The organism is Rosenbergiella sp. YN46, assembly GCF_036620675.1.
GTDB lineage: Bacteria > Pseudomonadota > Gammaproteobacteria > Enterobacterales > Enterobacteriaceae > Jejubacter.
In genome coordinates this window covers 260,615-276,091 of the sequence record NZ_JAZHEE010000001.1, presented here as the reverse complement: position 1 = coordinate 276,091, position 15,477 = coordinate 260,615, and the positions used below count along the sequence as shown (strand labels likewise).

Genomic DNA, 15,477 nt, shown 5'->3' with positions numbered 1-15,477 from the left:
TCATTTCACATTTGGGCATGGATCACAGAATGACAAAAAGGCTCAAAATCACCGAGATCGCGGCGCTCACCGGGCTGTCGATCAGCACCGTTTCCCGGGTGCTGGCGGGAAAGGCCAACACCAGCGAACGAGCGCGGGAACAGGTACGCCAGTGCGCCGAACGCCTGGGCGTGATGGAGGGAATGGCGGCAGGGCGCCTGCTGCTCAATGAACTGGTGGTGTTTGCGCCGCAGCGGGCCTTTGATGAACGCTCCGATATTTTCTATTACCGGGTGATTCAAAGCATCAGTCGGGCGCTGGCGCCGCACGATGTCCGACTGCGCTACTGCGCGCTGGAAGAGCAGGACAGCGACGCCAATCTGTTTCTGAGCCGTATCAATGAACCTGGCACCGAAGCCGCTATGCTGCTGGGCATTGACGATCCGCATATTCACGAGCTGGCGGTCGATGTGGGGAAACCCTGCCTGTTAATTAACTGCCGCACTCAGGATATGCGGCTGCCCGCGGTGGCGCCCGATCATCGCGCCACCGGCGAGTGCGCCGCCCGCTATCTGTTCGCAATGGGACACCGTTCGGTGCTTAACCTGCTGTGCCTGCGGCGTTACACCATGGAGCTGCGACTGGCGGGGATCCTGGACGCCTGGCGCGGCGCTAATCTGCCCTTTGACGAGAGCTGCCACCTGCTGGTGGCCGACAGCTTTGCCGCCAGCGAAAGCGAGGCTTTGATTAGCGACTGGCTGGCGCGCACGCCGCGCAAATCGTTGTCGACGGCGATTCTGGCCGGCGGCGACTTTATGGCCGCGGGAGTGGTGCGGGCGCTGACCCGGGCCGGGCTGCGGGTGCCCCAGGATATTTCGGTGATGAGCATCGACGGCGCTAACCTGTCGGCGCTGGGCGATACGCCGCTGACCGCGCTCCAGGTTCCCCGGGATGAACTGGGTGAAGAAGCGGTGCATATGCTGCAGCAGCGCCTGATTCGACCAAAGGCGCCGGTCAGTACGCTATTACTGCACGGAAAACTGGCGTTGTACGATTCGGTACGGCGCATCCGTGGGGGCAGGGCACCCCACGGCGTACGGGCGGAAGGGCTTTACGACTGAGGCGCGCCGCATGTTTCGCAGTGCGGGTCGCGCGCCAGTTTCATTTCCCGGAACTGGCCGCGCATGGCGTCGTACATCAGGATTTTGCCGACGATCGGCGTTCCGTAATGGGCGAGCAGCTTAATGGCCTCCATGGCCTGAAGCGTACCGATAACGCCCACCAGCGGCGCCATCACCCCCGCTTCGACGCAGCTAAGGGCCTCTGCGCCGAACAGCCGGCTCAGGCAGCGGTAGCAGGGCTCATCGGGCTGCCAGGTGAAGACCGAAATCTGTCCCTCCATGCGGATGGCGGCGCCGGAAACCAGCGGCACTTTGGTGGCAAAGCCGCAGCGGTTAAGCTGATTACGCACCTCCACATTATCGGTACAGTCCAGCACCAGGTCATGACGCGCCACCAGCGCCCGTAGCTCAGGCTCTTCCAGCAGAGCGTCAACTGTTTCAACGGCGATATGCGGATTGATGGCGCGCAGCGCGGCGGCGGCGGAAGTGACCTTGGGCTGACCAATCGTGGCGTCGTGATGCAGCGTCTGGCGCTGCAGGTTAGAGAGCGCCACGGTATCAAAGTCGAGCAGCGTCAGCAGACCGACGCCCGCCGCCGCCAGATACTGGCTGGCGGCGCAGCCCAGTCCGCCGAGTCCGACGATCAAAACGCGACTGCCCTTCAGGCGCTCCTGGCCGTCGAAGTCAAAACCGCGCAGGACTATCTGGCGGTTGTAGCGCAGCATCTCCTGGTCGCTCAGCTCCACCGACATCTCAGCCTCCGAACAGGTGATTAAACGGCTGAACCTCGACCATTTCGCCCGGTGCCACATTGCCGCGCTCGCGCTCCAGAATAATGAAGCAGTTCCCCTGGCTGAACGAGCTGAAGATATGAGAACCCTGATGGCCGGTGCTGGTCACTTCCGGCAGGCCGTCGGTACCGGTACTCAGTATGCCGCGCTGGAAGTCCAGGCGCCCCGGACTTTTCTTTAGCGGCTGCGCCGCCCGTACTTTCAGACACGGCGGCAGGGCCGGGGTACGCTGCCCGCTGAGCTTCGCCAGCAGTGGAATCACCAGTTGATAGAAGGTGACGGCGGCGGACACCGGATTGCCCGGCAGGCCGCAGAACCAGCTGTTGCGCAGGCGGCCAAAGGCGAAAGGTTTGCCGGGTTTGATTGCCAGCTTCCAGAAGCCTATTTCGCCCAGCTCGTCGAGTATCTGTTTGGTGTAGTCGGCTTCACCCACGGAAACGCCCCCGGAACTGAGGGTGACATCGGCCCGGGAATCCGCCTCCAGAAAAGCGGCGCGCAGCGCCTCGGGGGAGTCGCGGACGATACCTAAGTTAATGACCTCGCAGCCCAGCTGTTCCAGCATCAGGTGCACCGTCAGGCGGTTGCTGTCATAAATCTGGCCGGGCTGAAGCGGCGTGCCGGGCAATTGCAGTTCATCGCCGGTGGAAAACAGCGCCACCCGCAGGCGGCGTACTACCGGGACTTCGCCGATGCCCAGCGAGGCCAGCAGCGGCAGCTCGGAGGCGCTCAGGCGCACGCCGGCGTCAATGGCGGCAGCTCCCTGACGGATATCCTCGCCGCGGCGGCGAATATTCTGCCCTGCTTGCACGGGCGCGCTGAACAGAACGCCGTCATCACGAACTTCACACTGTTCCTGCATAATCACCGCGTCGCACTGCGGCGGCACCGGCGCGCCGGTCATAATGCGCACGCAGGTACCGACCGGCCATTCGCCCTGTAGCGGCTGGCCGGCGAAGATTTTACCGGCCACCGGCAGCGGCTTACCGCTTTCCAGATCCGCCATGCGCACGCCGTAGCCGTCCATTGCCGAATTATCGAAACCCGGTACCTCGATGGGGGAGGCGATTGCCTGGGCGGTAACGCGGCCAAAGGCCTGCTGCAGCGCCAGCGTTTCTATGTCGGCGACGGGCGTCAGGCGGTCGAGCATCTGCTTAAGGGCGTGATCCAGAGGAATCAGTCCGGCGGTAAAATCCATGAATAGCTCCTGGGCGGGAAAATCTGACAGAGGCCTATTATGGCAGAGAAAACCCCATGGCTAAACGCCTGCTTTCGGGGTAGCCCCGGCTTCCTGGTCTTTACAACACATTTACATCTTTCTATATTCAGAAATCGTATTAACCGGCGCCAAAAAACAATGATATCAATATCAAAGCGTCGCAGGTTCCTTCTCTGATTGAGTGATGTTGTTATGGGAAACGCGGTAATTGCCATTCACGGCGGCGCGGGAGCGCTCTCCCGGCTGCAAATGAGCGCACAGCAGGAACAGCGCTATATCCAGGCCCTTTCGGAAATTGTCGACGTCGGACAGCAGATGCTGGCGCAGGGGAAAAGCGCCCTGGACGCGGTCTGCGAAGCGGTGCGGCTGCTGGAAGAGTGCCCGCTGTTTAACGCCGGGATCGGCTCAGTTTATACCCGGGACGAAACCCACGAGCTGGATGCCTGCGTGATGGACGGCGTCACGCTTAAAGCCGGGGCGGTGGCCGGCGTCAGCCAGTTGCGCAACCCGGTTCTGGCCGCGCGTCTGGTGATGGAGCAAAGCCCGCACGTGCTGATGGTGGGCCAGGGCGCGGAACGCTTCGTGCAGCAGCAGGGGATGGAACTGGTCGACCCGGCAGTTTTCGATACGCCGGAGCGTCTGGCGCAGCTACACAGCGCCAGAAATGCCATTCTGCTGGATCACGATGCGCCGGTTACCCCGGATACTAAATTCGGCACCGTCGGCGCCGTGGCCCTTGACCTTGACGGTAATCTGGCGGCGGCCACCTCGACCGGTGGCATGACCAATAAGCTGCCGGGGCGGGTGGGCGATTCGCCGCTGGTGGGGGCAGGGTGCTATGCCAATAACGCCAATGTCGCGGTTTCCTGTACCGGCAACGGCGAACTCTTTATCCGTACTCTGGCGGCTTACGATATCGCCGCGCTGATGGAGTACCGGGGGCTTAGCCTGCAGCAGGCCACAGAGCGGGTGATTATGGAAAAACTGCCGGCGCTGGGCGGCAGCGGCGGCGCGATAGCCGTGGATAACCAGGGAAATGTGGCGCTGCCGTTTAACTGCGAAGGCATGTATCGCGCCTGGGCTTTTGTGGGCGATTCGCCAAGCGTAGGTATTTATTAAAAGGAGGGCGGATGCCTCATAGCCATGAACTGTCGGCCGATCGTGTGTTGTCGGTTCGGGATCTGAACGTGGGGTTCCGTCATGAGGGGCAGCAGACCCGCGTGGTTCGCGATCTCTCTTTCACCCTGGCCAGGGGCGAAACCCTGGCCATTGTTGGCGAATCCGGCTCCGGTAAATCGGTGACCGCGCTGGCGCTGATGCGTTTGCTATCCGCACAGAGTGCCGAAGTAAAGAGCGGCCCGCTATTGCTGCGCCGCCGTAACCGACAGGTGGTCGATCTGCGGGAGCTAAGCGACGCCCGGATGCGCGGCGTGCGCGGCGCTGATGTGGCGATGATCTTTCAGGAGCCGATGACCTCCCTGAACCCGGTTTTTACCGTAGGGGAGCAGATCGCCGAATCGATCCGTCTGCATCAGGGCATGAGCCATAAAGAGGCGATGGATGACGCCAAACGGATGCTGGATCTGGTGCGTATTCCCGATTCGAAGGCGATGCTGCGCCGCTATCCGCATCAGCTTTCCGGCGGCATGCGCCAGCGAGTGATGATTGCCATGGCGCTCTCCTGCCGCCCGGCGGTGCTGATCGCCGACGAACCCACCACGGCCCTGGATGTCACCATTCAGGCCCAGATTCTACAGCTGATTAACGTCCTGCAGCGCGAAATGGCGATGGGGGTTATCTTTATTACTCACGATATGGGCGTGGTGGCGGATATCGCCGATCGGGTGCTGGTGATGTACCGCGGCGAGGCGGTGGAAAGCGGCGAAGTGCGCCAGATTTTTTCAGCACCGCAGCACCCCTATACCCGTTCGCTGCTGGCGGCGGTGCCGAAGCTCGGGTCGATGAACGGTCATTCGCTGCCGCGTGAATTTCCGCTGATTGACCCGAATCAGCCTGACGCGCCGCTGGATGAGCGGGAACAGGATACGGTCGCGCCTGATGCTCAACCGGTGCTGGAAGTCCGCGATCTGGTTACTCGCTTTGCGCTGCGCGGCGGTATTTTTAACCGGGTGCAGAGTGTGGTGCACGCGGTAGAAAAGATCAGTTTCGATCTGCGGCCCGGCGAGACCCTGGGGCTGGTGGGGGAGTCGGGCTGCGGTAAGTCCACTACCGGGCGTTCGCTGCTGCGTCTGGTGGAAACCCAGGGCGGCACCATTACCTTTGAAGGACGGCGCATCGACACCATGAGCCCCCGGGAAATGCGCAGCCTGCGCCAGGATATCCAGGCGATATTTCAGGACCCCTATGCCTCCCTCGATCCCCGCTGTACCGTGGGCGACGCAATTATGGAGCCGATGCTGCTGCACGGCGCTTCCCGTAAAGCGGCCAGGGAGCGGGCCGCGTGGCTGCTGGAGCGCGTTGGGCTGAGTCCTGAGCACGCGGTTCGCTACCCCCATGAATTCTCTGGCGGCCAGCGCCAGCGTATCTGCATCGCCCGGGCGCTGGCCCTGAAGCCGAAGGTGGTGATCGCCGACGAAGCGGTCTCGGCGCTGGATGTGTCGATCCGCGCCCAGATAGTCAACCTGATGCTCAGTCTGCAGCGTGAACTGGGTATCGCCTTTTTGTTTATCTCCCACGATATGGCGGTGGTTGAGCGCATTTGCCACCGGGTGGCGGTGATGTATATGGGGCGGATTGTCGAGATAGGCCCGCGGCGCGCGGTATTCGAGAATCCGCGCCACCCTTATACCCGGCGCCTGATGGCGGCGGTTCCGGTGGCCGATCCCGGCTATCGGCGCCCCCAGGGCATCCTGCTTTCCGATGAGGTCGCGGGCGTCGCCCGACGCCCGGGCGACGAGCCAGAGGCGCTTGCGCTCATCGAAGTAGGCCCCGGCCACTACGTTGCCGGTATAGAGCCAGAACAGACAACACGCAACGACGATAACAGGCCGGCGCAGTAACCGGCGCAAGACAGGGAAATGACAGGAGAAGACAAGCATGAAAAGACAAACCGCAGGACGCCTGATCGCAACGGCGCTGGCCCTGGCTGCCGCCACGCCAGCCCTGGCCGCCAAAGATGTGGTGGTCGCCGTTGGGTCGAACTTCACTACCCTCGACCCGTACGACGCTAACGATACGCTGTCGCAGGCGGTAGCGAAATCTTTCTATCAGGGGCTGTTCGGCCTGGATAAAGAGATGAAGGTGCAGAAGGTGCTGGCGAAGGACTACAGCGTATCAAAAGACGGCAGGGTGTATACCATCCAGTTGCGTGACGGCGTGAAGTTCCAGGACGGCAGCGACTTCAACGCCCAGGCGGTAAAGGAGAATCTCGATCGCGCCAGCAACCCGGATAACCACCTGAAGCGCTATAACCTGTACCGCAATATCGCCAGTACCGAAGTGGTGGATCCGCTGACGGTGAAAATCACCCTTAAACAGCCGTTCTCGGCGTTTATTAATATTCTGGCGCATCCGGCAACGGCGATGATCTCGCCGGCGGCGCTGAAGAAGTACGGTAAAGACATTGGCTTTCATCCGGTGGGCACCGGGCCTTATCAGCTCGACACCTGGAATCAGACCGATTTTGTGAAGGTGAAGAAGTTCCCGGGTTACTGGCAGAAGGGGTTACCGAAGCTCGATACCATTACCTGGCGCCCGGTGGTGGATAACAATACCCGGGCCGCTATGTTGCAGACCGGTGAAGCGAATCTGGCCTTCCCGATTCCGTTCGAGCAGGCGGCACGGCTGAAAAATAACCCGAAGCTGGAGCTGGTGACCACGCCTTCCATTATGCAGCGTTACATCAGTATGAACGTGACCCGCAAGCCGTTCGATAATCTGAAGGTGCGCCAGGCCATCAACTATGCCATTAACCGCCAGGCGCTGGTGAAGGTGGCCTTTTCCGGCTATGCCGATCCTGCCACCGGCGTAGTGCCGCCCGCGATTGCGTACGCTCAGTCTTATCAGCCCTGGCCGTACGATCCGGCCAAAGCGCGCCAGTTGCTGAAAGAGGCTGGCTATCCCAACGGCTTTACCACCACGCTCTGGTCGTCCCACAATCACAGCACCGCCCGTAAGGTGCTGCAATTTACCCAGCAGCAGCTGGCTCAGGTGGGCATTAAGGCGAAGGTGACGGCGATGGATGCCGGCCAGCGCGCCGCCCAGGTGGAAGGGAAGAGCCAGGAAGAGAGTGGGGTGCGGATGTTCTATACCGGCTGGAGCGCCTCCACCGGCGAAGCGGACTGGGCGCTGTCGCCGCTGTTCGCCAGCCGCAACTGGCCGCCGACGCTGTTCAATACCGCTTTCTACAGCAATCCGCAGGTGGATAAAGCGCTGGAGCAGGCGCTGCAGACATCCGATGATGCGCAGAAGGGCAAACTCTACAAAGAGGCGCAGGATACCATCTGGAAAGAGGCCCCCTGGGTGCCGCTGGTGGTGGAAAAGCTGGTATCGGCTCACGATAAGACGCTGACCGGTTTCTATGTGATGCCGGACACTGGCTTCAGCTTTGAAAACGCCGATCTTAACGAGTCTACAAAGTGACTCCTGCGGGACAGGCTTAATCCATGCTGAATTACATCATTAAACGCCTGCTGGGGCTGATTCCCACGCTGTTGATCGTGGCTGTGCTGGTCTTCCTGTTCGTCCATATGCTGCCGGGGGATCCGGCGCGGCTCGTTGCCGGGCCGGAAGCGGATGCCGAAGTGGTGGCGCTGGTGCGCAGCCAACTGGGGCTGGATCTGCCGCTGTGGCAGCAGTTTCTGACCTGGTGTGGCAACGTACTGCGTGGAGATTTTGGTATCTCAATGGCGTCGCATCGCCCGGTAGCGGAAGAGATAGCCAGTCGCTTTCTACCCACGCTCTGGCTGACGCTGACCAGCATGATCTGGGCCACGCTGTTCGGCCTGTGTACCGGCGTGATTTCCGCGGTGTGGCGTAACCGCTGGCCGGACAGGCTGAGCATGACGCTGGCGGTTTCCGGGATCTCCTTTCCTGCTTTTGCGCTGGGGATGCTGCTGATGCAGATCTTTTCGGTGGAGCTGGGTTGGCTACCGACGGTGGGGGCCGAGAGCTGGCGCCACTATATTCTGCCGTCGATTACCCTGGGAGCCGCGGTGGCGGCGGTGATGGCCCGTTTCACCCGGGCCTCCTTCGTGGAGGTATTGCAGGAAGATTATATGCGTACCGCCCGGGCCAAGGGGGTGAGCGAACGTCTGGTGGTGATAAAGCATGGCCTGCGTAACGCCATGATCCCGGTGGTGACTATGATGGGGCTGCAGTTCGGTTTTTTGCTGGGCGGTTCGATCGTGGTGGAAAAGGTGTTTAACTGGCCGGGACTGGGGCGACTGCTGGTGGATTCGGTGGAGATGCGCGATTACCCGGTGATTCAGGCCGAGGTGCTGCTGTTTTCGCTGGAGTTTATCCTGATCAATCTGGCGGTGGACGTTCTCTACGCCGCCATTAACCCAACCATCAGGTACCGATAAGGATGCGACTGATTAACTGGCGCCGTCAGGCGCTCGTCAATGCGATGCCGGCGTTGCGTGAACCGCCGGTGCGAACTCCTGTGGCGCAGTTCTGGCGCCGTTTTTCTCGCCAGCCGGTGGCGATGATCGCCGGTATCGTTGTACTGCTGTTGTTGGCCGCGGCGCTGCTGGCGCCGTGGCTGGCCCCGTTCGATGCGGAAAATTATTTTGACTATGACCGGCTGAATGAAGGCCCGTCGGCCATGCACTGGTTCGGCGTGGATTCTCTGGGGAGGGATATCTTTAGCCGGGTACTGGTCGGCGCCCGTATTTCGCTGGCGGCCGGGCTGTTTTCGGTACTGATTGGTGGTGTGATAGGTACGTTACTGGGGCTGGTGGCGGGCTATTACGAAGGCTGGTGGGATCGGATCATTATGCGCATTTGTGATGTGTTGTTCGCTTTTCCGGGGATCCTGCTGGCGATTGCGGTGGTGGCTATCATGGGCAGCGGCATGGCGAATGTGGTCATCGCGGTGGCGATTTTTAGCGTTCCCGCCTTTGCCCGGCTGGTGCGCGGCAACACCCTGGTGTTGAAGCACCAGACCTTTATCGAGGCGGCGCGCAGTATCGGCGCTCCGGACCGGGTGATTGTGCTGCGGCATATCCTGCCCGGGACTTTCTCTTCTATCGTGGTCTTTTTCACTATGCGCATCGGCACCGCGATTATCTCTGCCGCCAGCCTGTCGTTTCTGGGGCTGGGGGCGCAGCCGCCCACGCCGGAGTGGGGCGCGATGCTTAACGAAGCGCAGTCGGATATGGTGATGTCACCGCACGTGGCGCTGTTTCCGAGCCTGGCGATTTTTGTGACCGTGCTGGCCTTTAATCTGCTGGGCGATGGGTTGCGCGATGCGCTGGATCCGAAGATTAAGGAGTGAAAAGGTTTGTTGCGCAGCCGGTTCCTTTCACTTCAGGTTTCTGCTTTTCTGCTGATTCACCGCCGGTGGGTCGGGAAAACGCCCTTTCCCTTCAGGGAGAGGGCCGGGGTGAGGGTGACAGGCAGCTCCGGCGCCCGGTTTCAGAATAAAAGTGGCAGAATATGATGATGCGGCGGGTGTTCCGTTCATTGGCGGGAAACTCCTTCTCCCGTTTCGGAAGAAGGCCGGGGTGAGGGTGACAGGCGGCTCCGGCGCCCGGTTTCAGAATAAAAGCGGCAGAATATGACGATGCGGCGAGCTGTTCCGTTCATTGCCGGGAAACTCCCTCTCCCGTTTCGGGAGAGGGCCGGGGTGAGGGTGACAAGTGGCTCTGGCGCCTGGTTTCAGAATAAAAGCGGCAGAATATAATGATGTGGTGGGCTGTTCCGTTCACTTCAGGCAACTGCTTCTCTGTTAATCCACCGCGGGTGAACGGGCCAGGGGGCTCAGTCGCCGCCTCCCTGGCGACCCGGGCTCCCCGGCGGTAAAAAACGCCGCTGACGCGGGCCCCTTCGCTTATCACGCCGGGCTTTTCGGAACGGGCAAGAGTCGCCTTCCCTGGCGACCTTGCCCTGTCGCGACATCCTGTCGCTCCTCCGGCCCTGCGTGAACGCTACGGCGTTTTTTAAGCCGGGATATAAGCCCCTCGTCGCTTCAGTCTGTTTTTTCAAATGACACCAGCAATACCTTTACGGATAAGTTTGGGCAGAAGATTCAGGGCAGTGATACTCCGGCCTGAAAATCGGCGGAGTATTCACAGCGGCCAGGGTCAGCCCGACAGGACGTCGGGCTGAGGGCGTGCGGCACAAGGAGGTGCCGTCACGCCCGACCCGTCCGGTTGGCGGGAATACGCAGGGGCCCGCGCAAGCGGCGATTTTCACGCCGGAAAGCGGGGTTGTCAGGGGCGGCATTTGAGCCCCTGGCCCGTTCACCGGTTCCGCAACCGACAGATAAAAATACCCTTAAGGTGAACGGAACCTTCACCAGCGCGACATATTCTTTTAGAACACGGCATAGCCGTAAAACAGCGTCACTGGCATGACCACGTACTGCAATCGCCTCAGTCTGCATCAGAAAGACCACTGGCTGGGCGAGGCCGGATTTAAAACAGGCTGTTCGGTAAGGGTCATCATTGAGTCCGGAAAAGTCATTATTTGTCCGGGGTAAATGTGATATCCCGAATTCACGGGGGGTAAACAGCGCTTTCTTCACCGCAATATATTCAGCCAAACGTCTACCGCCCCGATGGACTCCGCTTTCACGCGAATCCGTGATCAACCATAAAAAAGGCCGGTCAACTGACCGACCTTGTTCTGATCATTGGGATCAGACCCGACTGCCCCACAGATCGTATTCGTCGGCGTGCTCAACCTTCACCCGTACCACATCGCCAGGCTTCAGATTGCGTTCGCCGTTCAGCCACACCACGCCGTCGATCTCCGGCGCATCCGCCTGACTTCGACCGGTGGCGCCTTCTTCATCCACTTCGTCGATCATCACGAGAATTTCACGGCCCACTTTTTCCTGTAAGCGCTCGGCGGAGATCTGCTGTTGAAGCTGCATAAAGCGGTGCCAGCGCTCTTCCTTCACCTCTTCCGGCACCTGGTCCGGTAGTGAGTTAGCGCCAGCGCCTTCCACCGGGCTGTATTTGAAGCAGCCCACACGATCCAGACGCGCTTCCTTCAGGAAGTCGAGCAGCATCTGGAAATCCTCTTCGGTTTCGCCAGGGAAGCCGACGATAAAGGTGGAACGCAGGGTCAGTTCCGGGCAGATCTCGCGCCAGCGGCGGATACGCTCCAGGGTTCGCTCCACGGCACCCGGGCGCTTCATCAGCTTCAGAATACGCGGGCTGGCATGCTGGAGCGGAATATCCAGATAGGGCAGTAGCTTGCCTTCGGCCATCAGCGGAATTACCTCATCGACGTGAGGATAGGGGTATACGTAGTGCAGGCGGATCCAGACCCCGAGTTTGGATAGCTGCTCGCACAGGTTGACCATGCTGGTTTTAACCGGCTGGCCGTTCCAGAAACCGGTACGGTGCTTCACATCCACGCCGTAGGCTGAGGTATCCTGAGAGATCACCAGCAGCTCCTTGACGCCCGCTTCCACCAGTCGCTGGGCTTCGGCCAGTACGTCGCCGATGGCCCGGCTTTCCAGGTCGCCGCGCATTGAAGGGATAATGCAGAAGGTGCAGCGATGGTTACAGCCTTCGGAAATCTTCAGATAGGCGTAATGGCGCGGCGTCAGTTTAACGCCCTGTTCCGGCACCAGGCTCAGGTACGGGTTGTGCTGCGGTTTGGGCACGTAGCGATGAACGTGTTCCAGTACCTGCTCATAGCTGTGAGGGCCGGTTATCTCCAGCACTTTGGGATGCACCTCGCGGATCTGATCCTCTTTGGCACCCAGACAACCGGTGACGATCACCTTACCGTTCTCATTTAACGCCTCGCCAATGGCTTCCAGCGATTCCTGCACCGCGCTGTCGATAAAGCCGCAGGTGTTAACGATTACCAGATCGGCGTTGTCGTAACTGGGCACCACGTCGTAGCCTTCGGTACGCAGTTCGGTCAGGATACGTTCTGAATCCACCAGATTCTTCGGGCAGCCTAAAGATATAAATCCTACTTTTGGTTGATGAGTAGGTGTTTTAGTATGGGGCATTTGAATTTACTCACATTGCATCAATGGCGCGGGATTTTAATGTTATCGAAGCGGAAATTATACCGCTATGTGCGCTGGTCAAGCGAGAAGCAATCTGCTGGCACGTTCATTTGAACGGCAAACCTCCAAAGCAAGGCCGCTGGCCCAAGAGCATGACCTCGAGTATGAAGAGATCACAGACACAGGAGGTTGGACTGCCTCTATGCCGGTAGACGATCCTGCCGTATATTTTGAGATACAAGGAGGAGCGGATTCGAGTTTGAATTCAGGACTGAAATTTCTTCTTTTTCATTGGAGCATCTGTGTTCTGAGGTGAGCATAGCACCTCTGTTCCGGTGACCAAATTCAGTAAACCATTTCATTTTAACTTTTTGGCGGCGGAGAGAGGCAAAAACGATTTTCGTTGCCGGAGACTCATTACTCATGAGTTCAAAAACTAAACGCTTGTGAAATTATCAGGACAGGGTGTTTACAGTCTTCAGACGGGGCCGTTAGCAGAGGAAGGGGATATCCAATGGCGGGGCTGTGTTGGCCCCTCAATCGTAAAGCCATCGGCCTGCTCTGGCAGATTCTATCAGCATCGCAACGGTAAGTGGCTCCGGCTTATGCTTATCGGTCCTCATATATTTAGGGAGAATGGCATTAGGCAGAAACCAAACCCCTTCATTAGGGAAGTAACGGTGGAATTTAAATCCTGTCACATCAATCTTGAATGTTTTAAAGTATTCTTCTAAAAAGTTCTCTGCATCTTCTGGTAACACAACCTTTTTGCCTGTGTTTAAAGAGGCATCATCAGGCATATCCCAAAAGTGTTTTTTTATGAGGATTCTTACCTCGTCTTCCTTACTCATTCGTTGCCCCTGTTATCAGTTTATAGCGGTTGACTGTTTTCACTGTTATTACTGAAGCATCATACGCCGTGATTAAAGCGCCAAGCCAGGGAATCCAACGCCCCATATATGCCGCCACGTTTGTAGTATAGGCCCATCGACCATTTATTATTGATTGAAATGTGAGAGTCCTCCGGGCTACCCTAAAACGCTGTTTAATCAGCATTCTTAAACCGTAGGATAAAGGGCTGGTTCCTTTTGTCGTCTTCCCTGCATCCAGCTTCCCGCGTACAGGAATAACAGGAAAACTCAGAAGCATAGATGAAAAGGCGAAGATATCTAAAGCGCCGCCAAACTGTTTATCTGCTTCATCCAACAGAATCCAAAATAGTAATTCATGCTTATCCAAACCAAACATACCATTAAAAAAGTATGTTCCGTTAAGCTGTTCTATCGTATCCATCCATATTATCTCACCTGTTGGCACTGTTAAGGTTAACTATACCGATGATTTTTTATACATTCCATATTCAGTCTTGCTGCCATATTCTGAAAAATACAAGGGGAGCAGCCTACTGTCGTTCCTGATACTGCGCTGCGTACTGCCGTGTCGTGGTCCCTACGGGGCGGCTACCCCTTGTGTCCGCTTTCTTTCCCTGGCTTAGGTTCCAGCCCAGGGAAGCAACTTGGTTAAGCAGGAATAATAACGAAGTATTATTTTTGACTTTTGGGCAACCGAGAGAGACAAAACCGATTTTCGGCGCCGGGTTCACATTGCTCATAAGCTCAAAAATTCATCGTTTATGGAATTATCAGGGCTGGGATTTTACAGGGTTCCTGTTCGGATGGGTACTGCAAACCGGTGAGGGTTGTTCGGGCTTTGTTTGTTGTGAGTCGCCAGGCCGTGAGTTTATTCACTCAGGCATATACCCGCTTTTGTGAGTAAGCCAATGAATCTGCCGGTACCGGGCGTCAATGGCTCAATCGTTGAGCGGCCTTCCAGCGTTGGCTGCGATCGGTAAAAGCATCTTGTCAGGGGGGATTTCGCTGTGAAAAATGGCTCTTATTTCCACAGGAAGTAATCATCAATCCGAAAGCATTCAACGTTAGGTTTGTTGATAATTCTGCTACCCCTTTAACATTGCTTATTAGATTCTATGTCCCGGTCGGACTATTGTATTGAATTATGGTTGCCAATCATTAAGGCATCATACGCCAGAATAACCCACATCTAAAACGGGTAACGCTCTTCCTGCGGATGCCCGGATTATTAACACGAAAGATTTTACCCCTTTTAATGTGAATGCTCTTTTCGTTAATAGCGAAAGGAGCCTCTTTTGCAATATAGACGTGAGATGCTTCCTGAAAAAAGATGTGAGAGGAGTGCCGGGAATGACGTTATTAAATAGTGCTGTGGTGTTCATCGGTACTTCCGTACGCGTTGAGTTTGCCTGTGCTTGAGATTATGGCCTGAACCATATTCTTAAAATATAAGGGCTGCTGGGTTTGTCATCCTACTTTACCGGGTTTAACTGCGAATGAAGCCGCGGCGGATGGCTAAGATTAGATGCCTGAGAAGAAGGAGTGAGTTCATTGATGATTTGTACCCGGTGGAAAAACACTATTTAATAAGTGGGTAATTTCAGGGAGGACGCTATGTTTCTTATCTCATACCAGGGTAATTATGCCGTCAAGGACGTGTTTATAAAACAGCTCGTTGCTGGATTCTTTCTTGCTCTGTCATTGCTTATCCTTTCCTTTCAGTCCGTTGCCGCCAGGCTTGAATCCGGCGTAACAAAAAACAATGTGCCTTATGTAAAAATGACCGGCGAAATTGTTCGTGGCGATGCGCAGCAGTTTCGCTATCTGCTGGAAAAATGGAGAGCTAAAAATGTACCGATACAGGTTCTGGATTTAAACTCCCCGGGGGGTAATGTTTATGAAGCCTATCTTATGTTGCAGTCGGTGCTTAGCTATAAAGTGAGTACAATAGTGCTGACGGGCAACCAGTGTATTAGCGCCTGCGTACTTATTTTCGCCTCCGGCAAAGAGCGTTTTGCCTCTCCCCGCAGTGTTATTGGCGTTCATCGGGTGAATATCGATGGCGTGGACTCCGATCTTGCCAGGTCGGTATCGGTGAAAATAATGGAACTGTATGAGTATCTGGGCATTCCCGGTAATATCCAGCTTCATATGATCAAAACGCCACCGTCTGACGTTTACTATCTTACTCAGCAGGATAAGCGACAGTTTAACAAAATCAGGCCAGATACCGCGATGGCAATGAAAAAGTTACGAAAATCTAATGTCGGGCGCTAAACGTTTCGTGAAATACGGGCTGGTTCGATAATAAAAAGTGGCAATCGTTATAAAGATAACG

Annotated in this window: 13 protein-coding genes; 7 read left to right on the top strand and 6 right to left on the bottom strand. The window is 57.2% G+C overall.

The window, feature by feature from the left end; genetic code table 11:
* Positions 1–29: 29 nt before the first annotated feature.
* Positions 30–1,100, top strand: a complete 1,071-nt coding sequence (locus V3W49_RS01275; RefSeq protein WP_500143148.1) for a LacI family DNA-binding transcriptional regulator — start codon at positions 30–32, stop codon at positions 1,098–1,100.
* On the opposite strand, the gene moeB is transcribed toward V3W49_RS01275, so the two are convergent.
* Both moeB and moeA read right to left on the bottom strand, forming a co-directional pair.
* A complete protein-coding gene (gene moeB / locus V3W49_RS01270) occupies positions 1,091–1,852 on the bottom strand; it encodes a molybdopterin-synthase adenylyltransferase MoeB (RefSeq protein WP_500143146.1) in 762 nt (253 codons plus the stop codon). The two genes, V3W49_RS01275 and moeB, sit on opposite strands and share 10 nt — an antisense overlap.
* Position 1,853: 1 nt before the next feature.
* Complete coding sequence (moeA, locus tag V3W49_RS01265; protein WP_500143145.1) at positions 1,854–3,086, bottom strand: molybdopterin molybdotransferase MoeA; 1,233 nt, start codon at positions 3,084–3,086, stop codon at positions 1,854–1,856.
* A 213-nt stretch (positions 3,087–3,299) separates the two neighbouring features.
* Here moeA and V3W49_RS01260 point away from each other — a divergent pair, with 213 nt between their 5' ends.
* Genes V3W49_RS01260 through gsiD form a run of 5 tightly spaced genes read left to right on the top strand, consistent with a single transcriptional unit; the run spans position 3,300 to position 9,567 of the window.
* Complete coding sequence (locus V3W49_RS01260) at positions 3,300–4,226, top strand: isoaspartyl peptidase/L-asparaginase (protein ID WP_500143144.1); 927 nt, start codon at positions 3,300–3,302, stop codon at positions 4,224–4,226.
* Positions 4,227–4,237: 11 nt separating this feature from the next.
* Positions 4,238–6,127 (top strand): glutathione ABC transporter ATP-binding protein GsiA, encoded by a 1,890-nt coding sequence (gene gsiA, locus V3W49_RS01255; RefSeq protein WP_500143143.1) that lies wholly within the window; start codon positions 4,238–4,240, stop codon positions 6,125–6,127.
* Between the two features lie 37 nt (positions 6,128–6,164).
* A complete protein-coding gene (gsiB, locus tag V3W49_RS01250; protein ID WP_500143141.1) occupies positions 6,165–7,709 on the top strand; it encodes a glutathione ABC transporter substrate-binding protein GsiB in 1,545 nt (514 codons plus the stop codon).
* Between the two features lie 23 nt (positions 7,710–7,732).
* Positions 7,733–8,653 carry a glutathione ABC transporter permease GsiC gene (gene gsiC, locus V3W49_RS01245; RefSeq protein ID WP_500143139.1) on the top strand — a complete coding sequence of 307 codons (921 nt, stop codon included), beginning with the start codon at positions 7,733–7,735 and terminating at the stop codon, positions 8,651–8,653.
* A 2-nt stretch (positions 8,654–8,655) separates the two neighbouring features.
* The gene (gene gsiD / locus V3W49_RS01240) at positions 8,656–9,567 is read left to right on the top strand and encodes a glutathione ABC transporter permease GsiD (protein ID WP_500143138.1); all 912 of its coding nucleotides are present in this window, start codon (positions 8,656–8,658) and stop codon (positions 9,565–9,567) included.
* A gap of 858 nt (positions 9,568–10,425) precedes the next feature.
* On the opposite strand, the gene V3W49_RS01235 is transcribed toward gsiD, so the two are convergent.
* The 4 genes from V3W49_RS01235 to V3W49_RS01220 form a co-directional block, all read right to left on the bottom strand.
* Positions 10,426–10,836 (bottom strand): hypothetical protein, encoded by a 411-nt coding sequence (locus V3W49_RS01235; protein WP_500143136.1) that lies wholly within the window; start codon positions 10,834–10,836, stop codon positions 10,426–10,428.
* Between the two features lie 96 nt (positions 10,837–10,932).
* The gene (rimO, locus tag V3W49_RS01230; RefSeq protein WP_500143134.1) at positions 10,933–12,267 is read right to left on the bottom strand and encodes a 30S ribosomal protein S12 methylthiotransferase RimO; all 1,335 of its coding nucleotides are present in this window, start codon (positions 12,265–12,267) and stop codon (positions 10,933–10,935) included.
* Positions 12,268–12,803: 536 nt separating this feature from the next.
* Positions 12,804–13,118 carry a DUF1493 family protein gene (locus tag V3W49_RS01225; RefSeq protein ID WP_500143132.1) on the bottom strand — a complete coding sequence of 105 codons (315 nt, stop codon included), beginning with the start codon at positions 13,116–13,118 and terminating at the stop codon, positions 12,804–12,806.
* A complete protein-coding gene (locus tag V3W49_RS01220; protein WP_500143130.1) occupies positions 13,111–13,560 on the bottom strand; it encodes an STM2901 family protein in 450 nt (149 codons plus the stop codon). The genes V3W49_RS01225 and V3W49_RS01220 overlap by 8 nt, the downstream gene beginning before the upstream one ends.
* Before the next feature lie 1,193 nt (positions 13,561–14,753).
* Between V3W49_RS01220 and V3W49_RS01215 the strand changes: the two genes are divergently transcribed.
* A complete protein-coding gene (locus tag V3W49_RS01215; RefSeq protein ID WP_500143129.1) occupies positions 14,754–15,416 on the top strand; it encodes a COG3904 family protein in 663 nt (220 codons plus the stop codon).
* Positions 15,417–15,477: the final 61 nt, after the last annotated feature.